Origin of the sequence: Paenibacillus sp., assembly GCF_031177825.1 — a bacterium.
Lineage (GTDB): Bacteria > Bacillota > Bacilli > Paenibacillales > YIM-B00363 > Paenibacillus_AE.
In genome coordinates this window covers 282,218-304,475 of record NZ_JAPSKE010000004.1, presented here as the reverse complement: position 1 = coordinate 304,475, position 22,258 = coordinate 282,218, and the positions used below count along the sequence as shown (strand labels likewise).

At 59.1% G+C, this 22,258-nt stretch carries 17 protein-coding genes; 13 read left to right on the top strand and 4 right to left on the bottom strand.

The features are described 5' to 3' along the window. The first annotated feature begins 21 nt into the window (after positions 1-21). The 10 genes from RIN49_RS07090 (at position 22) to RIN49_RS07045 (ending at position 16,467) form a co-directional block, all read left to right on the top strand. Positions 22-1,704: an alpha-L-rhamnosidase-related protein gene (locus tag RIN49_RS07090; protein ID WP_309119459.1), complete on the top strand. Its 1,683-nt coding sequence runs from the start codon at positions 22-24 to the stop codon at positions 1,702-1,704. A gap of 117 nt (positions 1,705-1,821) precedes the next feature. Next, the gene (locus tag RIN49_RS07085) at positions 1,822-2,943 is read left to right on the top strand and encodes a substrate-binding domain-containing protein (protein ID WP_309119458.1); all 1,122 of its coding nucleotides are present in this window, start codon (positions 1,822-1,824) and stop codon (positions 2,941-2,943) included. Between the two features lie 240 nt (positions 2,944-3,183). Then, on the top strand, positions 3,184-4,860 hold the full coding sequence (locus RIN49_RS07080; RefSeq protein WP_309119457.1) for an ABC transporter substrate-binding protein: 1,677 nt from the start codon (positions 3,184-3,186) through the stop codon (positions 4,858-4,860). An 86-nt stretch (positions 4,861-4,946) separates the two neighbouring features. Then, positions 4,947-6,869 (top strand): ABC transporter permease subunit, encoded by a 1,923-nt coding sequence (locus RIN49_RS07075; protein WP_309119456.1) that lies wholly within the window; start codon positions 4,947-4,949, stop codon positions 6,867-6,869. Positions 6,870-6,884: 15 nt separating this feature from the next. Next, entirely contained in the window at positions 6,885-7,760 is an 876-nt protein-coding gene (locus tag RIN49_RS07070; protein ID WP_309119455.1) for a carbohydrate ABC transporter permease, read from the top strand. 27 nt (positions 7,761-7,787) lie between these two features. Further along, positions 7,788-11,795 (top strand): DUF5722 domain-containing protein, encoded by a 4,008-nt coding sequence (locus tag RIN49_RS07065; protein WP_309119454.1) that lies wholly within the window; start codon positions 7,788-7,790, stop codon positions 11,793-11,795. 388 nt (positions 11,796-12,183) lie between these two features. After that, positions 12,184-13,389, top strand: coding sequence for a GTP-binding protein (locus tag RIN49_RS07060; protein ID WP_309119453.1), 1,206 nt, complete (start codon positions 12,184-12,186; stop codon positions 13,387-13,389). Between the two features lie 40 nt (positions 13,390-13,429). Further along, the gene (locus tag RIN49_RS07055) at positions 13,430-14,401 is read left to right on the top strand and encodes an ABC transporter substrate-binding protein (RefSeq protein ID WP_309119452.1); all 972 of its coding nucleotides are present in this window, start codon (positions 13,430-13,432) and stop codon (positions 14,399-14,401) included. Between the two features lie 10 nt (positions 14,402-14,411). Next, positions 14,412-15,419 (top strand): FecCD family ABC transporter permease, encoded by a 1,008-nt coding sequence (locus RIN49_RS07050; protein WP_309119451.1) that lies wholly within the window; start codon positions 14,412-14,414, stop codon positions 15,417-15,419. Next, on the top strand, positions 15,412-16,467 hold the full coding sequence (locus tag RIN49_RS07045) for a FecCD family ABC transporter permease (protein WP_309119450.1): 1,056 nt from the start codon (positions 15,412-15,414) through the stop codon (positions 16,465-16,467). The genes RIN49_RS07050 and RIN49_RS07045 overlap by 8 nt, the downstream gene beginning before the upstream one ends. Here RIN49_RS07045 and RIN49_RS07040 read toward each other — a convergent pair. The 3 genes from RIN49_RS07040 to RIN49_RS07030 form a co-directional block, all read right to left on the bottom strand. Beyond that, on the bottom strand, positions 16,458-17,366 hold the full coding sequence (locus RIN49_RS07040; protein ID WP_309119449.1) for a TIGR03943 family putative permease subunit: 909 nt from the start codon (positions 17,364-17,366) through the stop codon (positions 16,458-16,460). The genes RIN49_RS07045 and RIN49_RS07040 overlap by 10 nt on opposite strands. A 24-nt stretch (positions 17,367-17,390) precedes the next feature. Then, positions 17,391-18,404: a permease gene (locus tag RIN49_RS07035; RefSeq protein ID WP_309119448.1), complete on the bottom strand. Its 1,014-nt coding sequence runs from the start codon at positions 18,402-18,404 to the stop codon at positions 17,391-17,393. A 339-nt stretch (positions 18,405-18,743) separates the two neighbouring features. Continuing rightward, entirely contained in the window at positions 18,744-19,457 is a 714-nt protein-coding gene (locus RIN49_RS07030; protein WP_483874277.1) for an aminotransferase-like domain-containing protein, read from the bottom strand. A gap of 167 nt (positions 19,458-19,624) precedes the next feature. On the opposite strand from RIN49_RS07030, the gene RIN49_RS07025 reads away from it, so the two are divergent. The 3 genes from RIN49_RS07025 to RIN49_RS07015 all read left to right on the top strand — a co-directional run bounded on the left by RIN49_RS07025 (position 19,625) and on the right by RIN49_RS07015 (position 21,187). Then, entirely contained in the window at positions 19,625-19,840 is a 216-nt protein-coding gene (locus RIN49_RS07025) for a hypothetical protein (protein WP_309119447.1), read from the top strand. Positions 19,841-19,959: 119 nt separating this feature from the next. After that, positions 19,960-20,523, top strand: a complete 564-nt coding sequence (locus tag RIN49_RS07020) for a sigma-70 family RNA polymerase sigma factor (RefSeq protein WP_309119446.1) — start codon at positions 19,960-19,962, stop codon at positions 20,521-20,523. Further along, positions 20,504-21,187, top strand: coding sequence for a hypothetical protein (locus RIN49_RS07015; protein WP_309119445.1), 684 nt, complete (start codon positions 20,504-20,506; stop codon positions 21,185-21,187). The genes RIN49_RS07020 and RIN49_RS07015 overlap by 20 nt, the downstream gene beginning before the upstream one ends. Before the next feature lie 441 nt (positions 21,188-21,628). Here the strand turns inward: RIN49_RS07015 and RIN49_RS07010 are convergent, their stop codons facing one another. Then, complete coding sequence (locus RIN49_RS07010) at positions 21,629-22,141, bottom strand: hypothetical protein (protein ID WP_309119444.1); 513 nt, start codon at positions 22,139-22,141, stop codon at positions 21,629-21,631. Between the last annotated feature and the right edge of the window lie 117 nt (positions 22,142-22,258).

Sequence of the window (22,258 nt, the reverse complement as noted above, 5' to 3'; positions counted from 1 at the left end):
ATCGAAACGGGAGGTACAGTCATGTTGGAACGCATCGCGAAGACGAAAGATCCCAGAACGCGGTATTACGTTACGCCGACCCGCGTCTTGTGGGAAGCGGAGGGCGAAGGGGTCGAGGTTCTAGCGGCCGAAGCGCTGCTTCGGAACCGCGACGGACAGGCGACGCTCGGCGGCGGCGAAGCCTGCATCCTGAGCAACCGGGGCGGGCAGGCCGGTCTGCTGCTCGATTTCGGCACGGAGCTGCAGGGCGGCGTGCAGATTACGCTCTGGACGGCCGGCACCGGCGCGAAGACGACGAAACTGCGCGTGCGGTTCGGCGAATCGGCGGCGGAAGCGATGAGCGAGCGCGGCCCGTCCTCCACCGCGACGAACGATCATGCGGTCCGCGATTCCGTCGTCGAAGTGTCGAGCTTCCTCGGCACGACGGAAATCGGCAATACCGGCTTCCGCTTCGTGCGGATCGATCTGGCGGACCCCGACGAGAGCGTGCGGATCAAGAGCGTGCGGGCGTTCCTGTTGATTCGGGAGCTCGAGCAGCCGGGGAGCTTCCGCTGCAGCGACGCGCTGCTGACGCGAATCTGGGAGGTTGGGGCGTACACCGTGCACTTGAATATGCAGGAATATTTATGGGACGGCGTGAAGCGGGACCGCTTGGTATGGGTCGGAGATATGCATCCGGAGGCGTCGACGATCCAAGCGGTGTTCGGCAATCCCGAGGTCGTGCCGCGCAGCCTGGACTTCAGCCGCGACGAAACCCCGCTGCCCGGGTGGATGAACGGATTCCCCAGTTATTCGATGTGGTGGATCCTGATTCACCGCGATTGGTACCGTCAATCCGGCGACCTGAATTATTTGATGGAGCAGAAGCCGTACCTGCTCGGCTTATTGGCGGCGCTCATCGGCCATGTGCGGGAAGACGGCACGCACGACGCGCCGAGCCCGTTCCTGGATTGGCCGACGTCCCCCAACCGAGCGGGCGTGGAAGCGGGCGTCCATGCGCTGTTCGTCTTGGCGCTGCAGGCCGGCGCGGAGCTGTGCGGCTTGTTGGGGGCGCCGGAGGCGGAGCGCGATTGCCGGCAGGCGGAGCGAACGCTGCGCCGGCGCGTACCGGAGCACGGCGGCAGCAAGCAGGCGGCCGCTCTGATGGCGCTCTCCGGGCTGGTCGATCCCGTCGAAGCGAACGAGCGGGTCCTGGCGGTAGACGGCCCCCGAGGCATCTCGACGTTCCTTGGGTACTACGTGCTGAAGGCGCGGGGCGAAGCGGGCGATATCGCGGGAGCGCTCGACGTCATCCGACGATATTGGGGCGGCATGCTGGAGCTCGGGGCGACGACGTTCTGGGAAGATTTCGACCTGTCTTGGATGGAAAACGGTTCGCGCATCGACGAGCTGCCGTCGCCCGGGAAGGTCGATGTCCATGGAACGTATGGAGATTACTGTTATGAAGGCTATCGGCACAGCCTATGCCACGGCTGGGCGTCCGGCCCGACGGCCTGGCTGTCCGAGTACGTGCTCGGCGTCCGCATCGCCGAGCATGGCTGCCGCAAGCTTGCGATTCGGCCGCAGCTGGGGGATTTGGAATGGGCGGAAGGCAGCTTCCCGACGCCGTTCGGTCCCGTGCGCGTCGCCCACCGGCGGCGCGCGGACGGCGCGGTGGAGACGAAGGTCGAAGCCCCGGACGGCGTCGAGATCGTATACGCATGATCCTATAGAACGATGACCGGCCTTTCGTCTGCGACGGGAGGCCGGTCCTTTTTCCGAATGCGCCTTGAAATGGGATAAACACATAAAGTATACTTAAGTCATGACAAGGAGCGGAGCGTGCTATCATTGAAACTTGAGAAAACCCCGATGTATCAAACGATCGTCGACGATTTGAAGCGAAAGATCACGGCGGGGGCGTTCGATCTGAACGAACCGCTGCCGACGCAGGTCGAATTCGCAAAATTATACAATACCAGCGAAATTACGACGCGCCGGGCGCTGACGGAGCTTGCGAACGAAGGATATATTTATCGCGTGCGCGGAAGGGGCACGTTCATTCGCCTGGAATCGGACGGGAAGCCGAAGGACAAGACGATCGCGCTTGAGCGCATCTATCTCGCGCATTCCTCGATTCCGCTCGGGACGTTCAGCCATCGATTCTACGGGGATCTCGCCGCCGGCATCCAAGAGGTGTGCGAGGAACACGGCATCCGGTTTCATCTCTTGGACGTCGGCAGTAAGAACGCGCTTCCCGCGAAAGACGAGAAGACGGGCTTCGTTCTGCTGCCGAACGCGAACACGAATCCGGATTTGCTGCGCCGCTGGAAGGAAGAGGTGCGCAAGCTCGTCACCGTCCATTTCTATTACCCGCAGCTCCAAATTCCGTACGTCATCGTCGATAACTTGACGGGCGGCTTCTTGGCGACGCAGCATCTGCTGTCTCTCGGTCATCGCCGCATCGGCATCGTGCTGACGGGGAAGTCGGCGCTCGAGATGAATCAGGAGTTTTCGCTGCGGCTGCAGGGCTATCGGCTGGCGCTGTCGCAATATAACGTCGACTTCGACCCGGATCTCGTCTCCGTCATCGAGATGGACGAGGAATCGGCGGAAATGGGCTACGCAGGAGCGAGGAAGCTGCTCTCGCTGCCGGAGCCGCCGACGGCGATGTTCGTGACGAGCGACTTCAAGGCGTTCGGCGCGCTGCAGGCGATCAAGGACGGCGGACTTCGCATTCCCGAGGACATCAGCGTGATCGGATACGACGATACGTTGATCAGCGCTTATTTGGAGCCGAGTTTGACGACGATCAATCAAAATACGCTGTCCGTCGGACGCAGAGCCGCGGAGATGCTCATTTTCGAATGGAAGCAGCACGAGGAGGGGCGGCTGCTGAAGGAAGAGATCGTCCCGAGGCTGATCGTGCGCGACAGCACGACGGAGCTAGATGCATACGCATGAACATCCTGACGCCGTAAGGCGTTATTTTTTTCGACACCAATCAACAAAGTATTCTGATTAAAATTAGAATATACTTATTGATAATCATTTACTTTGTGTATATAATGAAATTAATAAGTATACGTTTTATATCCTCGAGTGGAAACGGAGGTGTACGAAATTTTCGGCGGCATTATGTAAGCGCTTTGATGAGCATTCATTCTCGGATGGATCCTATCGTTGAAAAGGAGAGGTCGTTACATGCGGCTAAAGAAATCAATCTCGTTGCTTCTGACCCTGATGTTGTCTGGCTCGCTCCTCGCGGCCTGCACGAAATCCGGCGGGGACGCAGCCGAGGAACCGCCTGCGGAGCAGCCCGCGCAACAAACCGAGCCGAAGCCGACGACGGAGACGCCGGCGCCGGACGCGTCGGCTCCGGAATTGGAAGGGACGATTCGCATCTCGCTTCCGAACGCGTCCGCGGCCGTCTGGAACGCCGTCGCGCAAGGCTATATGGCGAAGCACCCGAAGGTGAACGTCGTCGTCGACAATAAACCGCTAGAGGGCTATCGGGAATGGCTGACGGCGCAATTCGCGGCCGGCACGCCGGACGTCGACTTCGTCGTCTCCAACGAAGTCGCCTCTCTTCACGAGAGCCAGAAATTCGTCGACATGTACCCGTTCTTCGAGAAGGATAATCCGTATACGGGCAAGAAGTGGAAAGAGAGTCTGGATTTAGACGCGATGGGCATCAATTATTCCGGGATCGGCGCGGACGATCATCTCTACATGTTGAACTTCGAGTCCGTCCAGATCGTGTGGCTGTACAACAAAGAAATCTTTAACGCGGTGGGCATATCCGAAGCGCCGAAGACGTTCAACGAGCTGATCGCGGCGTTCGAGAAAATTAAGGCGGCGGGGTACACGCCGCTCGCGCTCGCCGGCAACTCCAATTCGATGTGGAGCGGCGAAGCCGGCTGGCTCGTTCGAATCTATGCGGACCAGTACATGCGGGATTCGATCAACATCGTCCGCTCGCAGCCTGACGATTACACCTATCTGCCGGAAGTGGACGACAGCTGGACGTTCGATCCGAACGATCCGTATAACGATTCCAACAGCAAGGTCACGAAGAACGATCTTCGCGTATGGAAAGCGATTCAGGACAAGGAAGGTCCGTTCAAGGTGGCGGACAATCCGAAGTGGTCGGCGTTCATGGAAAACTTAAAGGCATTGTTCCAGTATACGCCGGACGGATTTTTCGGCGTCAACGCCGAGCAGGCTTACAGCTTGTTCCTGACCGGCAAGGCGGCGACGATGATGAGCACGCCGGGTTCGTTCTGGCAGCTGCCGAAGGACTTCGCGAGCGAAGAGAAGACCGGCGCGCAAGGCGGCGTGAAGCCGTTCGAGTACGGATTCTTCAACATGCCGTCCATGGAAGGTCCCGAGGTTATGGCGCCCGCGCGGACGATCCACATTCCGATCGGCTTCTACAGCTTCGTCGCGAAGGATGCGAAGCAGACGGAACTGGACATGGATTTCATGATGTACCTGACGAGCCCGGAAGGGTATAAGGTGTACTTGACCGCGATCCAAAACAGCGACGACGCGGCGCTCTCGGGCTCCCCGGCGCTGAAGGACATCGTGCTGCCGGACGAAATGGCGGCGGCGTTCGCCAACTTCGAGCCGATCGGCAACACGGAAGGGTTCCCGAGCGCGTCGAACTCCTTGGCTCGCGGCGTGTGGGATCACCAGCCGTCGGTGCAGGACTGGGTCGGTCTCGTGCAGCGGTATTTCGGCGGCCAAGTGACGACCGAGCAATACTTGAACGAATATCAAGGCATCGTCGACAAATATTTGGAGCCGGCGCTGAAGGAGAAGAAGCTCGAGCGGAGCGATCTGGAGCATCCGGAACGCAGGCCGCCGGAGCGCAGCTAGAACCAAAGAACAGACGGAGACGAACCGTGCGCGCCGATCTAGCCGCGCGGTTCGTTGCCTAGAGAACTCGCTGAGGGGGAGTAGAGATGTCGGTACGCGGCAAAATCGCAGCGTTGGCGGGCTGCCTCGCGATCTGCGCTTCGTTCTTGTTTACGGGAGCGGCGCACGGGAACGGGGGGTGGTCGCTGGCGGAACCGGAGAATATTACATCTTTGTCGTTATCCGAGGACGGAACGAGAATCGCGGTCGGCAGCTACGGCGCGAAAGCGTATTCCTTCCAAGCCGACGGCGCCGAGCAGTTCGCGTTCGAGACGCGCAACGTCGTGACCGGCGTGGCGTTCTTGACGGACGGCAGCTTGCTCGTCTCGTCCGACGACCGGCGTCTCTACAAGGTTGACGCAGAGGGTAACCCGATCTGGGAGCTGGACGTGAAGCGGCAGGTGAAGAGCGTCGCCGCGTCGAAGGACGGCGCGGTCGCCGTCTATATCGCGCAAGGGCGATCGACGGTGGCGTTCTTCGACGTCGCCTCGGGCGAGACGGTTCGCGAGGCGGACATCGGCATTACGCCGTCGCATGTGCAGGTGTCGCCGGACGGGCGGTTCGTGGCGGTCGGCGCGCCGGACCAGTACGCGTATGTGCTGGACGCGGAAGGCGCGTTATTGCGCAAGGTCGGGGTATCCGGGACGATCGAAGCGATCGGCGTTTCGAACGACGGCGCCGTCGTCGTCGGCACGTCCCGGAGCGAGGCCGTCGCCTTCGACGGGGAGGGGAATCAGACGACGGTCTATTCCGTGAAGGACGTCGTCACGGACGTGGACGTGTCGGCGGACGGCGGATATGTCGCGGCTTCGGACTTCTTGGGCAACTTCTACGTCTTCGCGGCCGACGGGAAACCGCTCTGGACGGCTCGGGTCGACGGCGCGGGCCGGCAAGTGAAGTTCAATTCGGACGCGACGATGCTGTACGCGGGGACGGGCAACGGCGCGCTGTTCGCTTACGACGTCGGGGAGATCGTCGCCTCGGCGAAGAGCGGCGCGACGATCCGGCTGTTCTCGTGGATCGCGGCCGCCGCGGCCGGCGCTGCGATCGTCGCCTTCGGGCTGCTGTGGATGAAGCGTCGGCAGAAGCTCGGCGTTTTCGTCGAGATGTGGCGTTCCAAGTATATCTATCTCGCGCTTGCGCCGAGCTTCGCGCTTGTGTTCGCCTTCTTGTATTATCCGGCGTTTTCCGGATTGTTCCACTCCTTGTACGACTGGAATCCGGGCGGCCGGACGGTATTCGTCGGTCTCGACAACTTCGAGCGTATGGCGAACGATCCGTACGTCACGAAGGGGCTCGGCAACCTGGCGCTCTTGATCGTCACGGGCATCGTCAAGTCGCTGCTGCCTCCCTTGATCGCGGCGGAGCTCATCTATCATCTGCGCAGCAAGAAGGCCCAGTACTGGTACCGCACCGCGTTCGTCGCGTCCATGGTCATACCGGCGGTCGCCGGACTGCTGATCTGGCAAAACCTGTACGACCCTAACGTCGGCCTCATCAACAACGTGTTGGAGGCGGTCGGCCTGCCGGGACACGCATGGTTGGGCGACCCGAACACGGCGCTCTGGGCGGTCATCTTCATCGGCTTCCCGTTCATCGGCATCCTCCAGCTGCTCGTGTTTTACGCGGGACTGCTAGCGATTCCGGAGGAGCTCGTAGAGTCCGCGAAGATCGACGGCGCCAGCCTCTGGCGCATCATCCGCTCGATCCATCTGCCGCTCTTGTCCGGGCAATTCAAGCTGCTCGTCATTCTGGCGCTGATCGGCATCATTCAAGATTTCGGCGGCATCTTGATCGTCACCGGCGGCGGACCGATGGATTCGACGTACGTCCCGGCGCTTCAGATGTATTACGCCGCGACGATCTTCAACGATCTCGGGTACGCGTCCGCGCTCGGCGTCGCCATGTTCGCCGTCATTCTGGCGATCACGATCGTCAATATGAAGCTGATCAAAACCGCGAACGATTAAGGGAGGAGACCGCTCATGCATTCCGTGAAAACCGCCAAGCTGTCGACGATCGTTCAGCGGAGCCGGTCTTCCGACCTGTCCGCGGCGCAGATCGCATCCTATACGATCTTGTCGTTGTTAGTTTTCTTAACGCTCGTTCCGATTTTCTTCATGCTGTTCAGCTCGCTGAAGAGCAACGCGCAAATCTTGGGCAACTTCTGGGCGCTGCCCGCGCCGCCGCAATGGGGCAACTACGGCGAAGCGTTCGGAGCGATCTGGCGTTACGTCGTCAACACGGTCGTCTACGCGGTCGCGGGCAGTACGCTCGTCTGTTTGCTCTCCTCCGTGTCGGGGTACATCTTCGCCAAGAAGACGTTCCCCGGCAAGGAGACGTTGTTCATAATGATGCTCGCCATGATGATGATTCCCGGCGTGCTCACGTTAATTCCGTCCTACGTGCTGTACAACAGCCTCGGCTTAACGAACACGCCGTGGGTCATCATCGTCGCGGCCGCCGCAGGCGGGCAAATTTTCGGAACGTTCCTGTGCCGAAGCTTCATGTCCGGCGTGCCGAACGAGCTGTTCGAAGCGGCGAGAATCGACGGGGCGCATGAAGTCACCGTGTTTACGAGAATCGTCCTGCCGTTGTCGGTGCCGATCTTGGCTACGTTGTTCATCATGCAATCGGTCGGCGTCTATAACGACTACATTTGGCCGCTGCTAACGATTCGAGACAGCAGCATCCAAGTGATCGGCGTCGGGCTGACCGTATTCGAAAATCAATTCGGCATTACGAATATGGGGGTGCAGTTCGCGGCTTACGCGTTGTCGTCGGTGCCGTTGGTGCTCATTTTCGCCTTCGGCATGAAATATTACATCCAAGGGATGACCCAAGGCGCTTTGAAAATGTAGATGAACCCAAGGGAGGATTCGTAATTGATGAACCGAACTGCAAAGTGGACGGCCGGGTGTATCGCCTGGCTGTTGGTTTGCCATGCCTTCTTAGCGTCCTTCGCCGTCGCGGCGCCCTACGATCCGGGGCTTACGCCCTCTCCGAACGTGTCGAACGGCACGGCGGTGTATCCCGCGAAAATCATTAACGACTTCAATACGGCCGCCGACGTGGCGACCTGGTCCGCCGGCGAAAATACGAAGAGCGTGAACTTCGTGACAGGTATCTTGAACGGTCCCGGCAGCGTCTACGAAGGGGCCGGCGCGCTCGAGCAGCAGCCGGAGCGAGTGAAGGTGTACGCGTGGCGCACGATTTACCGCGACTTCGCGACGCCGCTCGACCTGTCCGACTCCCGATACTTGGCATTCGCGGCCAACAGCTGGGGCTGGCAGCCGGTAGAATACGTGCTGCGCATCCGGCTTCACGGCGCGGACGGCGTGAACGAGTCGATCGCTCATATTAAGCCGGACAGCTGGAGAACGGTATTCGTGGACGTCTCGAATTGGTCGGGCCGCGGAGCGATCTCCAAGATGGAAATTTCGTTCATGCAAAACTTCGATCTCGAAGGAGTGCCGCCGGGAGCGCCCGGATACGATTATTGGGACGGCCGGTTCCAGATCGACCAGATCTCGGCGACGAACGTGCTCGATATGCGATTCTCGAAGCCGGGCGATCCCGAAGGGTTCACGGCGGCGCAAGGCGCGGTGGCGGTCGACGCGGGGGCGCTGCAGTGGACGGTCGCCGGGGCGGGCGATGCCCTGACGTCGGGATCGTTCGCGCTGTCGATCGCGGAGCGCAACGCGATCTCGTTGACGCTCGCGAACGGAACGCCCGCGGAACGGTTGAAGGTGTCGTGGACGACCGAGGAGGATCCGGTCTGGGACGACGAGAAGTCGAAGACGTTCGATGTGGATCCGTCGTCCGGGATGAAGGCGTACGACTTCAATCTGTCCGATAAGCTGAACTGGAGCGGCACGCTGCAGGCGTTCCGCATCCAACCGGTGCTGGAGGAAGGAGAGGGGGGCGTCATTCAATTGGACGAAGCGGAGTTCAAGATTTTGCCGCCGTTGCCGCCGGAGACGATCGGCGAGCTGGCGCGGCCGGTCATCGGCGGAGACGGCAGCGTCGTCGTCGCGGGTTCGATCACGTCCGCCTCGGTCGAGATCGATCCAGAAGCTCGACTAACGCTCTACGAGCTGCCTACCTATTCGGACCCGTTCGATCCGGCGTCGGAGCGCGTGAAGCTGGGCGAACAACCGGCGGCGGCGAGTTTCTCCTTCGCGTTTCCGCTGCTGGACGATAGCCGCAGCCGCCTGTACTCGAAATTCGCCGTCGCGCTGGAGACGGACGACGCGACGCTCTGGGTCGATGCGCCCCAGTACATCGCGAATCCGCAGACACTCGCCGAGAATACGTATCCGTTCCCGGAGGCGAAGAGCAAGAAGGGGCTGCAGGTGCAGTATACGGACGACGCCGAGGAGCTCGGCATCAGCCACGCCGCCCTGAACGTCGCTTACGATCAGATGCTGTACTTAACCGATAGTCAGCCGGCCAATACGATTCCGTACGAATTCCAAGGCAAGACGTATTACTTCAAGAAAAACGTCGTCGAAAATCTCGATCTGCAAATCAAGAGCTTGTCCGACAACGACAATATCGTTTCGCTCATCTTGATCATGTACCGGAATCTCGATCCGAATACGCCGAACCATATTCTGATCCATCCGGATTCGGAGCCGGGCGGCACCGTCTACGCCGTCAATACGAAGACGGCGGAGGGCATCGGGTATTACGGCGCGATCACGAGCTTCTTGGCGGAGCGTTATACCCGCGAGGACGAAGCGTACGGACGCGCGGTGAACTATATCGTCGGCAACGAGATCGGCCAAAACAAGGTTTGGAACAACATGGGACCGAAGCTCATTCACGAATACGTAGAGGACTACGCGCGTACGCTGCGGCTGACCGATACGATCATCCGAAGCCATTACGACAAGGCGCGCGCATACGTCTCCCTGGATCACTTCTGGGACGAAAATCTGCCTTCGGATTCGCTCTGGAAGTACGACAACAAGAACATCGTCGACCTGCTGACCGAGCACCTGAAGACGAACGGCGACATTCCGTGGAACATGGCGTTCCATCCGTATCCGGAAAACTTGTTCAATCCGAAGTTCTGGGAGGACGCCACGGCGACTTTCGATTTCAATACGCAGCGCATAACGTTCAAGAACTTGTCCGTCCTTGTGGATTACCTGCGGCAGCCGGAGTACTTATACGAAGGCGAGATGCGGCGTATCATCTTGTCGGAGCAGGGCTTTCACAGCCTCGATAATTCCGAGCAGGCGCAGAACATTCAAGCGGCCGCTTACGCGTACGCCTACTACATCGTCGAATTTCTTGACGGCATCGATTCGTTCATTCTGCACCGTCACGTCGACCATGCCTTCGAAGGCGGTCTGAATCTGGGCCTCTGGACGAATTTGCCGGGCGAGACGGCGACGCCCGATCGGAAGAAATTGGCCTATCACGTGTTCCGCGATATCGATACGGCGAAGTCGCTCGAGGCGACGAGCTTCGCGCTCGACGTGATCGGCATCGACTCGTGGGAAGCCGCGATTCCGGGCTTCGATCCGGCGAAGCTGAACGACCGCGTCGCCCCGGCGTACGCGCCGGCCGAGTTGAACGGCCCGTCGCAAGGCCATGACCCGAAGGCGGTTCGGATCTCTACATTCGAGAACGGCACCGACGGCTGGACGTTCGCCGACAACAGCAACGGCGTATCCAGCGCGGCGGGCGACGCGTACGAAGGGGCGTCCGCCTTGCGGGTAACGTTCAGCGCGCTGTCCAAAATGTGGCGCGGCGCCGACTTGCAACTGTCGTCGCCGGTCGATCTCTCGAATACGCCGGTGCTTAAGCTGGCGCTTAAGGTGCCGGGAACGCTGCCGGATCGGACGCACTACGCGAAGGTGAAAGTGTACAGCGGTTCCACGAGCGCGGAAGCGGTCGTAGCTTTGCCGAACCCGGGCGAATGGCAATCGATCGCCGCCGACTTCCGCGGCTTCGACGGCATCGGCGCGGTGGATCGAATCAAGGTATGGATGTCTTCGCCGGCGACGACGAACTGGAACGGCTCGTTCCTCATCGACGACGTGTCGTTCGAGCGGAAGGGCGAGACGCGGGAATCCGTCGCGAACCTCGACGTCTCCGCGCGGCTCTTGGCAGACCCGCTCGGGGTCGGCTCGAACCTCGAAGTGACCGTTACGAATTACGACGATAAGAAGCTGTCGGGGGAAATCGCGGTGACGTCCGAGCATGCGACCTTCTCGACATCGGCCTTGGACGTGAACCGCGTGTTGCCCGGAGAATCGAAGACGTTCCTTGTGTCGGTCGTCGACTACGCGCCGCCGCCCGCCGGCGGGAACGTGACGATGACGTTCACATATCGGGAGACGGCGGTAACGAAGACGATCGGCGCAGTGAAGCCGAACGGGGAAGACCAAGTGCCGAGCAACGTCGAGCTGCTGCACAACTTCGAAACCGGCTTGCAAGGCTGGGAGGCAGTCGACAATCTGGCCGGGCTCCGGACCGTGGAGACGTTCCCGAACGGCCCGACGAAGCCGATCCTCGGCAGCTACGCGCTGAACGCCAGATCCGCGGTCGCCCCGGCGACCTCATGGAAGACGGCGAAGGTTGCGCCGGAGACGGCGATCGATATGAGCGAAGCGCATACGTTCTTTTACCATATCGATTCGTACGGCGGCGTTCCGAACGCCACGTATGAGACGCGTGTCGTCTTAACGGGCGCCGACGGCACGACGCATATGCATACGCAGGCGATGCAGGCGGATCGCTGGAATCGCATCGCGACGGACGTCAGCGGTTGGGCCGGTCGAAGCGCCGTGACGTCGATCGAGATCGGCTACCGCGCCGTCGGCAACGATATGGCATGGAATCCTGAAATCCAATACGACTACATCGGCTTCGAAAAATAAAAATCCGCTCGAAACAGACGATCCTGAGGGGTCGTCTGTTTCGGTTTTCGTCGATATTATCTTCGCATTGTTCGTATATGAATTAAAGGGCGCAGTCGAAAAGCCGGCGGTGCGCTGCGCACCGCGAACAGCAATCAGGACTCAATTCATTGGGGCGCTGCTCCGCATTCATTAGGGCATGGCACCCCGAAAATCGTGGAACTCCTCCCCAACTGGCCGCACCACACGAGTTTCGCCTTGGTGGAAGCAACGATTCGAGGCGCAGCTAAAATAGCGAGGTCAATTCTGTAAATCGTTAATGTTACTATTTACACGAAAGGTATAACGCGTTACAATCGACCTCGTAATTAATCGTAATGATTACTAATAGGGAGGTCGGGTATCCGACATGAATCCGAAGGAACAACGCATTCCCGTCACCGTGTTAAGCGGTTATTTGGGCTCGGGCAAGACGACGCTGCTAAATCATGTATTGAACAACCGCGAGGGGTTGAAGGTGGCGGTCATCGTCAACGACATGAGCGAGGTCAATATCGACGCGGCTCTCGTCGGCCGGGAGACGCAGTTGTCGCGAACCGAAGAGAAGCTGGTCGAGATGTCGAACGGCTGCATCTGCTGCACCTTGCGGGACGATCTGCTCCGGGAGGTCGAGCGTCTCGCGACGGAAGGCAGGTTCGATTATATTTTGATCGAATCGACCGGGATCGGCGAGCCGGTTCCGGTCGCGCAGACATTTTCCTACGCGGACGAAGAGTCCGGCATCGACCTAGCCCGCTTCGCCAAGCTCGACTGCATGGTAACGGTCGTAGACGCATACCGATTCTGGCACGACTTCGCCTCGGGCGACAGCTTATTGGAGCGTAATCAAGCCGCGGGGGAAGACGACACGCGATCGGTCGTAGACTTGTTGATCGATCAGATCGAATTTTGCGACGTGCTCATTTTGAACAAGTGCGATTTGGTCGGAGACGAGGAACTGAATCAACTGGAGAAGGTACTCCGTACGCTGCAGCCCGCCGCCCGCGTCATCCGAGCCGTCAAAGGCCGAATTTCGCCGTCGGCGATCCTGAACACGGGCCTGTTCGACTTCGAAGAAGCCAGTCGGTCCGCAGGTTGGATCCGGGAGCTTCAGCGACCGGCGCATACGCCGGAGACGGAGGAGTACGGGATCGGCTCCATCGTCTATCGAAGACGCAGGCCGTTCCATCCGGAGCGATTGCTGCAATGGTTGGAAGAATGGCCTGAAGACGTCGTCCGGGCCAAGGGAATCGTCTGGCTCGCCAGCCGCAACGGCATCGCCGGGATGATCAGTCAAGCGGGACCGTCCATTCAGTTCGGTCCGTCCGGACATTGGATCGCCTCCTTGCCTACGGAAGAACAGATTGCGCTCCGCTCGGAACAACCGGAACTGTTCGAGACTTGGGACGACGTTCACGGCGACCGACAGACCGAGCTCGTACTCATCGGCATCGACATGGTTCGAGAAGCGATCGAAGCCGGATTGGACGACTGCCTGCTGACGGACGAAGAGATGGCGCTGCCCGACTGGAGCGCGTTGTCCGACCCGCTGCCCGCGTGGGCCGTCGTCGAATGACGGAAATCGAATTTGAATCCATACATACGGAGGTAGATCCATGATGAGATTTACGGTTCTAAGCGGAGTGACCATCGCCGTGCTGGCGGCTGTTCTTTCCGCTTGCGGGAACGGCGTCGCCGTACAGAGCGAGCCGCCGCGCGGGAGCTTGTCCATCGTCGACGATACAGGAGAGGCGCTGACGTTCGCGAAGCCGGTCGAGCGAATCGCCTGCGTCGTCTCGCTCTGCATCGATTTGACTGCGGAGCTCGGCATGGAGCCGATCGCGATCGGGGAAAGCGGCGTCCGGACGATCGCCATGCAGCCGGAGTTTTACGGCGAGAAGGGACGAAGCTTCGCTTCGATCGGCGGCAGCTTCTTCGAGCCGAACGTAGAGGACCTCGTCGCGGCGAAGCCGGATCTCGTGATCGGATTGGAGGGCGTGCACGACGCTCTAAGGGAGGGCTTATCCGGAATCGCCCCGGTCCTGCTCGTCAATCCCGTCAGCTATTCCGAGTCGGTCGAGCTGCTTATGGCGGTCGGCGGCGTTACCGGGCGGACGAAAGAAGCGCAGGCGTCCGCCGACGCGTTCCTCGCCAAGCTCGAAGAAGCGAAACGCAAGTCGCCGAAAGATCGGAAGGCGCTCATTATGTACGGCAGCGACGTGAATTTCGCGATCGTGACCGACAGCGGTCTCGGGGGCACGGTGTTACGGGAAATCGCGGCGTACCCATGGAAGGTGAACGATCCTTCCGAAGATCCATTCGGGGAAGGCGCGATTCCGTATTCGCTGGAAAAGCTGTTGGCGGAAAACCCGGACGCGATCTTCGTTGAAAGTTATTCGTTCCAACCCGGGGCGAAACAGCTGTCGGAGCAATTGTCGCAGCTTCCGCTATGGAGCGAACTGAAAGCGGTCCAGGAAGGGAAGGTCGCGGAAGTTCGGTCCCCGATTTGGGGAGACGGGCGCGGCACGCGTTCGCTCGGCATCATGGTCGACGAAGCGATGGCGTTCCTGTATCCTGAGCTTCCCTAACGGAATTGACATGAGACCTCGCGTTCGATCCGTACTGCTGCCGATTTTGCTGATACTCGTCGTTCTCGCTTCGTCGGCGGCGCAGGCTGCCTTAGGAACCCCCAACTTGACGTGGGGCGAGCTGTTCGGCATCGTCTTCCGGAACGAGGGGGAACCGCTCGCGCGTACGATCGTCTTGGAGATGCGTCTGCCTCGGGCCGCGCTTGGCGTCTTAATCGGCGCGATGCTCGGAGCGTCAGGTACGCTAGTGCAAGGCGCGATGAACAACCGCTTGGCGGGACCTGAGCTGCTAGGCGTATCGTCCGGGGCGTCCCTCGCGATGGGGGCGATCGCTGTGCTGCAGCTTCCGGTATCCTGGCATGCGCAGCCGTTGTTCGCGTTGCTGGGAGGAATGGCGGGGGGAGTGTGCGTATTGCTGGCCGCAAGAGGCAGCCGCGGCGCGGTGGGCATGCTTCTCATCGGCATGACTGTATCCGCCATCCTGAACGGCACGCTCATTCTCTTGATCGCGCTCGGTACGAGCAACGACGTGAATCAGCTTTATTTATACTTGCTCGGCTCGCTTGCCAATCGAAGCTGGGAGCATGTCGAGCGCACCCTGCCATGGTTCGCAGCGATGGCGCCGATGGCGTTCCTCTACCTCCGAACTTTGAATGTCATGCAGCTTGGCGACGATGTGGCCGCGGGTCTCGGCGTGAACGTCGAGCGGTCGCGTCGCGCGATCTTAGCGCTGTGTACCGGATTCGTAGGGGTGACCGTGGCTCAGTGCGGTCCGATCGGGTTTATCTCGCTGCTCGCCCCGCATCTCGCAAGATCGATGCTCGGAACCAACGACGCCCGGTTAACGCTGCCGTTTTCGATGCTGTGCGGCGGCGCGTTGCTCGTCTCCGCGGACGCGGTTGCGCGGCTGCTGCTGTACCCGGCGGAAATTCCGGTCGGGGTCTGGACGACGCTGCTCGGCGGGAGCTGTTTCTTGATTCTCATGGTCAGACGGCAAGGAGGAGTCGCGAATGGGTGAAGGGAATGGAACGTATGCGGGTAATAAAACGAGGATGGTCCTGCTGACGATGGCGTTCGCACTCTTGGGTTGTTTCGTGCTCTACATCGGCTTCGGAAAGACGCCTTATTCCTTCGCGGAAGTCATACGGGCTTTGTTTCGCGTCGAAACGGATGCCGGGACGCGGCACGTCATCTGGAATTTGCGCCTTCCGAGAGCGCTCATCGCCGTTGCGGCGGGCGCCATGCTGGGTACGGCGGGGGCGATGCTGCAATCGATCTTGCGGAATCCGCTCGTCGAGCCGGGTCTGATGGGCTCCTCGGCCGGCGCCGTCCTGTTCGCGGTCCTGTGGCTGACGTTCGCGGCGGGCTCGTTCGGGGACAACGTTCCGCTGCAGCTCGTTGCGCTCTTCGGAGGCGTCGGCGCTACGCTGCTCGTCCTGGCGTTGAACTCGCGTCAGAGCGCCGACCGCGCGCGATTCGCCTTCATCGGCGTCGTGACCGCGTCGATCTTGCAGTCCGCGACGTCGCTCCTGCTGCTCCATAGACAGCAGGGACTGTCCTCGATCTTTCTATGGCTGTTCGGTTCGCTTAACGGGAGAGGCTGGAGCAGTTGGTCGGCGCTCTGGCCATGGGCGTTGTTCGGGATCGGCCTGGCGCTGGCGTACGCGCGGAAGGCAGAAATTTTACAGCTCGGAGACGACTCGGCCGCCGGGCTGGGCCTCGCCGTGAATCGTACCCGTTTCCTGCTGCTCGCGATCGCTTCCGCGCTGACCGCCGCCTCCGTCTCCGTCGTCGGATCGATCGGCTTCATCGGATTGATCGGTCCCCATGTCGCGGGGTGGTTCGTTGGGAGGCGCCCGACGGCGTTGTTTCCGACGAGCGCGCTCTTCTCGGCCTTGTTGCTCCTCGCATCGGACTGGGTCGGCCAAAGCGCGGCGATCCGATTGCCCCTGCCGGGGATGGAACACCACGTCGCAAGTTTGCCCGTCGGCGCAGTTACTACGCTGTTGGGGGCGCCGTTCTTTTTATATTTGCTCCGCCGTTCGAAGGAAAAACCTTACTCTTGAGTCGGGGGTTCGTCCAGCGCTTCGTAATTCGGATACACGTACGGGGTTTCCGGCGAATCGATGTCGGCGACTTCCGCCGCCTCGATCTTTACGATCTCCACGCCGCCCCAATCGGCGGTCCCGATCGTCCCCGTCACCCGGATCCAAGTATCCTCCGCGAACCGCGACGCTCCTTGGGATTGAACTAGAAATCCATAGGGCGTCGCATCGGCGGAACAACAATCCATGGCCATCCTCGCCACGACGAATTCATCCGCGGCCATCTCTTCCGTTCGATATACGAACCCTTCGATTTGCACGCGCTTCCCGACGAATCGATTCATAAAGAGGTCGATCGCCGTGATCATCTCTAAGTAAGCATCCTCCCGAACGATCATGGGATCTTGTTTTATTAATCGTACCGCCATGCTTGCATATTGGTCTTCGTACAGATCGCCGGTCAGGAACGTCTGCAACAATTGTTCGTCCTGCAGCGGCTCCGGCTCCGAAACGGGCGTTCGCGCGGGCGTCGCTTCCCGAGGAGCGGCAGGCGTCACCGGTTCGCTGCGGCTGAGAACGATGCCCTTCTTGTCGACCAGATCGCTTCCGAGCGCAAGGTCGGGAAGGAAATAGCCGAACGCGAGCGGGGAGAACAATAATACGTACGTTATCGCATTGCGCCACGCCGACGAGGAGGGGGGATGCTCGCAACCGCAATCGACGCGACGTCCTCTCGCGCCCGCGAACATCGCGAACACTTGAACGACGGCGAACATCATCAAGACGATGGCCGATAGTTTTACGTAAATTTCCATTCTCGGCGCGATATAATATTGCAGGGCATCGATCTTTACCAAGTAAATAATGTATGTAGAAAACCCTGCCGACACGAGCGCTCGAAATAATTGGTGGATCGCCATGCGGTTCCTCTCCTTACTAGTTTTTTAGATGAATCTCCCAAGTAAAAATACGCCGGCGGAGACCGCAACGAACGTAAAGAAGGCGACGAACAATACGAACCTGCGTCGGAACACCGCCAACATCATCAACGTACTCTTCACGTCCAACATCGGTCCGAAGACAAGGAAGGCGACCAGAGACGACGCGGAAAAGGTAGACGCGAACGAGGAGGCGACGAACGCATCGGAAGTAGAGCAGATCGATAGAATATAAGCGAATCCCATCATGAACCAGTTGGAAAGCCATTCGGAATTCGCGATGGCGAGCAGACTGCTTCGGTCTAAAAAGGTTTGAACGCCTGCCGTAAGGAGGGCGCCGAACACTAGATATTTGCCCATGTCGATAAATTCGCCGGACGCGTGCTCGAAGGTCGTAAACAGCTTATTTCCGGTACCGGCCGAGGGGTTGTCGCGATGGTGATGATCATGGTGATGCGCGTGACTCGGAACGGGCTTCAACGGATCCTTCTTTACGAAGGCGTAAACCAATAGCCCTACGACCGCGGCGACGGCAAACGCTAACCCCATCCGCGAATAGACGATCTCAGGTCTCGATCGGAACGCCATATAGGTCGAGGCGAATACGACGGGGTTGAGAATCGGTCCCGCGAGCAGGAAAACAACCGCGGAGTAGAGCGGTAGCCCCTTCTTCACGAGCCTTCTGGCGACAGGGATCATTCCGCACTCGCAGATCGGGAAGATGACGCCCAACAAACAGGATACTAGGACGCCAAGCACAGGGTTTTTCGGGATCAATCGCTGGACGACGCGGTCGGGTACGAATACTTGCAGGATCGACGACAGCACGACGCCAAGCAAAATAAAGGGGAAAGCCTCCAGGACGATGCTGACGAACATCGTTTTGAACGTTTGGATACTGGAGGTTTGCAACTCGGGCAGGTTGCGGATAACCTCCGGATTCATAAATAAGACGATAAGGAAACTTGCGAACACGAGCAACGCAAGCGACAAACCAAGCCGAACGGCAGGAGCGATCATTGCATAAACCTCCAGAAATATTCCGTTTGCGAATCAGTCAAGCTATCTCATATTATTCGTAATTATTACGATTATTCGCGGAGACGTCAACCTTTTTTCCGGAAAAAGAGAGACCTTCGTCGGCGGTCTTCTACGGAACGGTTCGCGTCGCGCGCAACGCGGCCGCGAACCTCGCGACGCCGGGTACGATCTGCTCCATAGGAGGCCGTGCGTACGTGAAACGAACATACCCTGCGTCGGAGCCGAAAACGGTCCCTGGAACGAAGAGAACCCCTTGCTTGAACCCGTTTTCCAACAACGCGTTGTCTTGGATCGGTCGATGAATGCGACACCATACATTCAAGCCGCCTCTGGGGATCTCGAAGGAGAGTTCCCCGGGCAGCTCCCGGATTGAAACATCGGCAGCGAATAGCCGTACGAAGGATTCTCGATGGCGATCGCGTGACCGGGACTCAACAAACATTGGGCGATCAAGTACAAGGACTGCTGCGAACCCGACGTAATGAAGACGGACTCGTCCGTCGCTTGAATGCTTCGGTATTCGGATAGGAAGGAGGACAACGCCGCGCGCAGGGGGACATACCCTTGCGGGTCTCCATACCCCAGCGGTTCTTGGAAAGAACGATTCCCCATCGCTTGCCGAATCGCCTCGTTAGGCGACAGTTCCGGAGCCAACTCGCCGCTTGCGAAGTTGATGTACGCTTCTTCCCTTCGGATGCCTTCGCGGATTTTGCGCATGAGCGGAAGGTTCGGCAGGAACGTGCCGCCTCCGACGTAACGGTTCCAATTCGGCGTGCGGGCGAGTGCCATCCCCCACTGATACGAACTGACGCGAGTCCCGCTGCCAGTTACGCTCTCGATGACGCCGGAGGCGCGCAGTTCCTCGTACGCTTGAACGACCGTGCTTCGATTCACGCCGAGCTGCTCGGCGAATTTGCGTTCGGAGGGGAGCGCGCTGGCCGGCGGCAATTCCCCGAAGGCGATCCGCCGCTCGATATGCTCGGCAATTTGCCGGTACAACGGCTTGGGGCTGTTACGATCCGGCTTCCACAATAGACGACACCTCTTCGCGAAGATATACGGAATCAAGCGCAAGACGACCTGTTCTTAGTGTACCAACCACGGGAAGAATGACAAGTGGATGGGTCAAATGCCGTCCGATTGGATGGTTTCAACTCGCCGAGCTCGGCCTATGATAAGAAAAAAGGTGGGGAAACGCAATGCCGCAGTATATTTATATCATATTGGTTTGTTTTTTCTTGCTCGTCGGCATCGTCGGCACGATCGCGGTTGGGGTTTCCAAGGAAAACCGGGAAGGCAATCCCGAATATGAACGAAAGACGAAAGGGAACTGGACGCGTCTAACGCTCTACTACGTCGTTTCCGCGGTCGCGGGGGTTGTCGGGCTGATCGCGTTTATCCAATTCCAATCTTAGGGAAAACGGCTGTATCGATTTCCGAACCGGAGTCGATGCAGCTTTTTTTTCATCCGGGCGTCGCGCGATGAAGCGGATTTCTTCCTCGGGCCGTCTAATAGGTTGGAGGTGGTGATCCAGTGAAGCCGGCCGGCTTGAAGAGGAAAGAGGATTTTTCGAAGGATCCCGCGGGAGCGCTCGAGCAGCTCATGGAGCATTACGGCGCGACCGTCATGCGGACCGCTTATTTTTATACCGGGGATCGGCATCTCGCCGAGGATATCAGTCAGGAAGTATTCCTGCGAGCTTATCGGTCATGGACGTCGTTCCGCGGGGAGAGCGCGGTGAAGACGTGGTTGACGACGATCGCGGTCAACGCGTGCAGAGACAAGATGGGCGTGCGGATGTTCTCGGAGCAGCCGACCGACCCGGGTCGGATGGAGCGGGTTCGAACGATCAGCGTGGAAGAGGAAGCGCTCGAGCGGATGAAGAAGAGCGAACTGCTGCAGCACGTGCTTCGCTTGCCCCTCCCTTACCAAGAAGCGTTGTTTCTATACTATTACTCGGATCTAAGCACGCCGGAGATCGCGGATGCGACGTCGACGCCCGAAGGCACCGTGCGGAACCGATTGCACCGGGCGCGCGAGGCGTTGGCTCGGAGAATAAAAGAAGGAGGAGAGTTTAATGACGGATACGGATCGTAAGCTGCGTCAACAATTTCGAGAGGAGTCGGACGAGATGTTATTTACCAATATAGAGATGAGCGAAGATTTGAAAGCGAAAGTTCGGCGGGCGGCGGCGGCGGAAAAGGCGGTTCGGCGAACGGCTTTCCCGAAGTCTTGGACGATGGGGACGGCGGCGTTGGCAGCCGCGGTCATGCTCCTGATCGGCTATCCGATGGTGCAGCAGCCGGCCGCCCCGGCGCCGGGAGACAATCCGGCCGTTAGCGAGCCGCCGTCGAACGGAGGCGCCGTCGGCTCGGAGCTTTCTCCATTGATTACGACGCCGCTCGGCACCGTTGAAGAGGCGGAGGCGGCGTTCGGACCGGTCCTGCTCGTTCCGAACGCCCTGCCCAAGGGTTTCGCGCTGTCGGAGATCGTTGCGGTGGGGATGGAGGGCGAACCGGCGCGAGACGCGATCTTCACGTACGTTTCGGGCGAGAAGACATTGACGTTCGTCGCCAGCCGTTTACCGGCCGCGTTCCCGGCAGAAATGTTCTCGAAGACGACGGTCGGCGATGCGGGCGGATTCGTGTTCGAACAACCCGGGCTCACCGAGTTGTTCTGGACCGCGAACGGGATCCACTATTCCGTCACCGGCCAAATTTCAGGGGAAGAAGCGTTACAGGTCGCCGAGTCCGCGCAATAACCGTTATGGACAACCCAGAATGTTCCAGAAAACGTAAGGGAATCGACGATTGATGCGGGTTCGTTTCGCTTGTCAAAGCCACAGCGCGACCCGCGAGCGAAATCGGCGCTTGAGATTGATTTCCATCCCGTGATACGCTTACATCGGTAATTACACGCAAGGATAGTCTGTCTCCTCGTTCATGATACGACCAGGGAGGGATGCGGATTGAAGTGTAAACCATGCGAAGGTACGGGGAAGGTGAAATGCGCCGCGTGCTCGGGAGAAGGGGTCCAATACGGCCGAAGCAAATGTACCTCTTGCAGCGGAGTAGGATTGACCGGATGCGACAAGTGCGGCGGGCAAGGCAAGATCGGATTTTTTCGTTGGTTGAAGTCGTGATCACTTCCCGCGTTTTCGAAATTTATTCGGGCCGTCCTGCGATCGCAGAGCGGCCTTTCCTTATGAGGGGGATCCGAGCGGGCGATCCGTAATATAATGATAAAACATCATCGTGACGCTTTGCACGATCAGATATATCATAAACGAGTCATGCAGCCCGTATCCATCTTTGTAATGGAATACGCCGACGACGGAGCATAATAACTCGAAAGCAGTCGAAAAGACGGCCCAAAGCACGATGTAGCCGATTTTCAGGAGTCCGCGTACGCGGAAAAGATCGTAAAAGTAGACGAAGAAATAGCCGAACGGCGCGTAAAGAAAGTAAAGCGTAAAATCCATGAAGGTATAGGCCGGCCCGTCCATAATGTCGTAGAGATCGAATATATGTCCGCCGATGGAGTTGTCCAATATACTTGCGAACGTTGCGCTGAAAAGGAAGATTAATAGCATGGTAGATTGGGATAACCGCTTCGGCATAAAATAAATCGAACTATACGAAAGGACGATGCAGCCAAGCACAAACCAATCGTTCAGATCGAAGGCCTTCTCGAAAAGCCAATTAGGTCCTTGCATGAATGCACATCCTTCGAAAGAATCGCAAGGCTATGAGCGGCAGGATATACAAGAGAGTACGATAGCCGGCCAACCAATAAAATACGTAAACCTCGTTGTAAATTACAATGCGAAGAT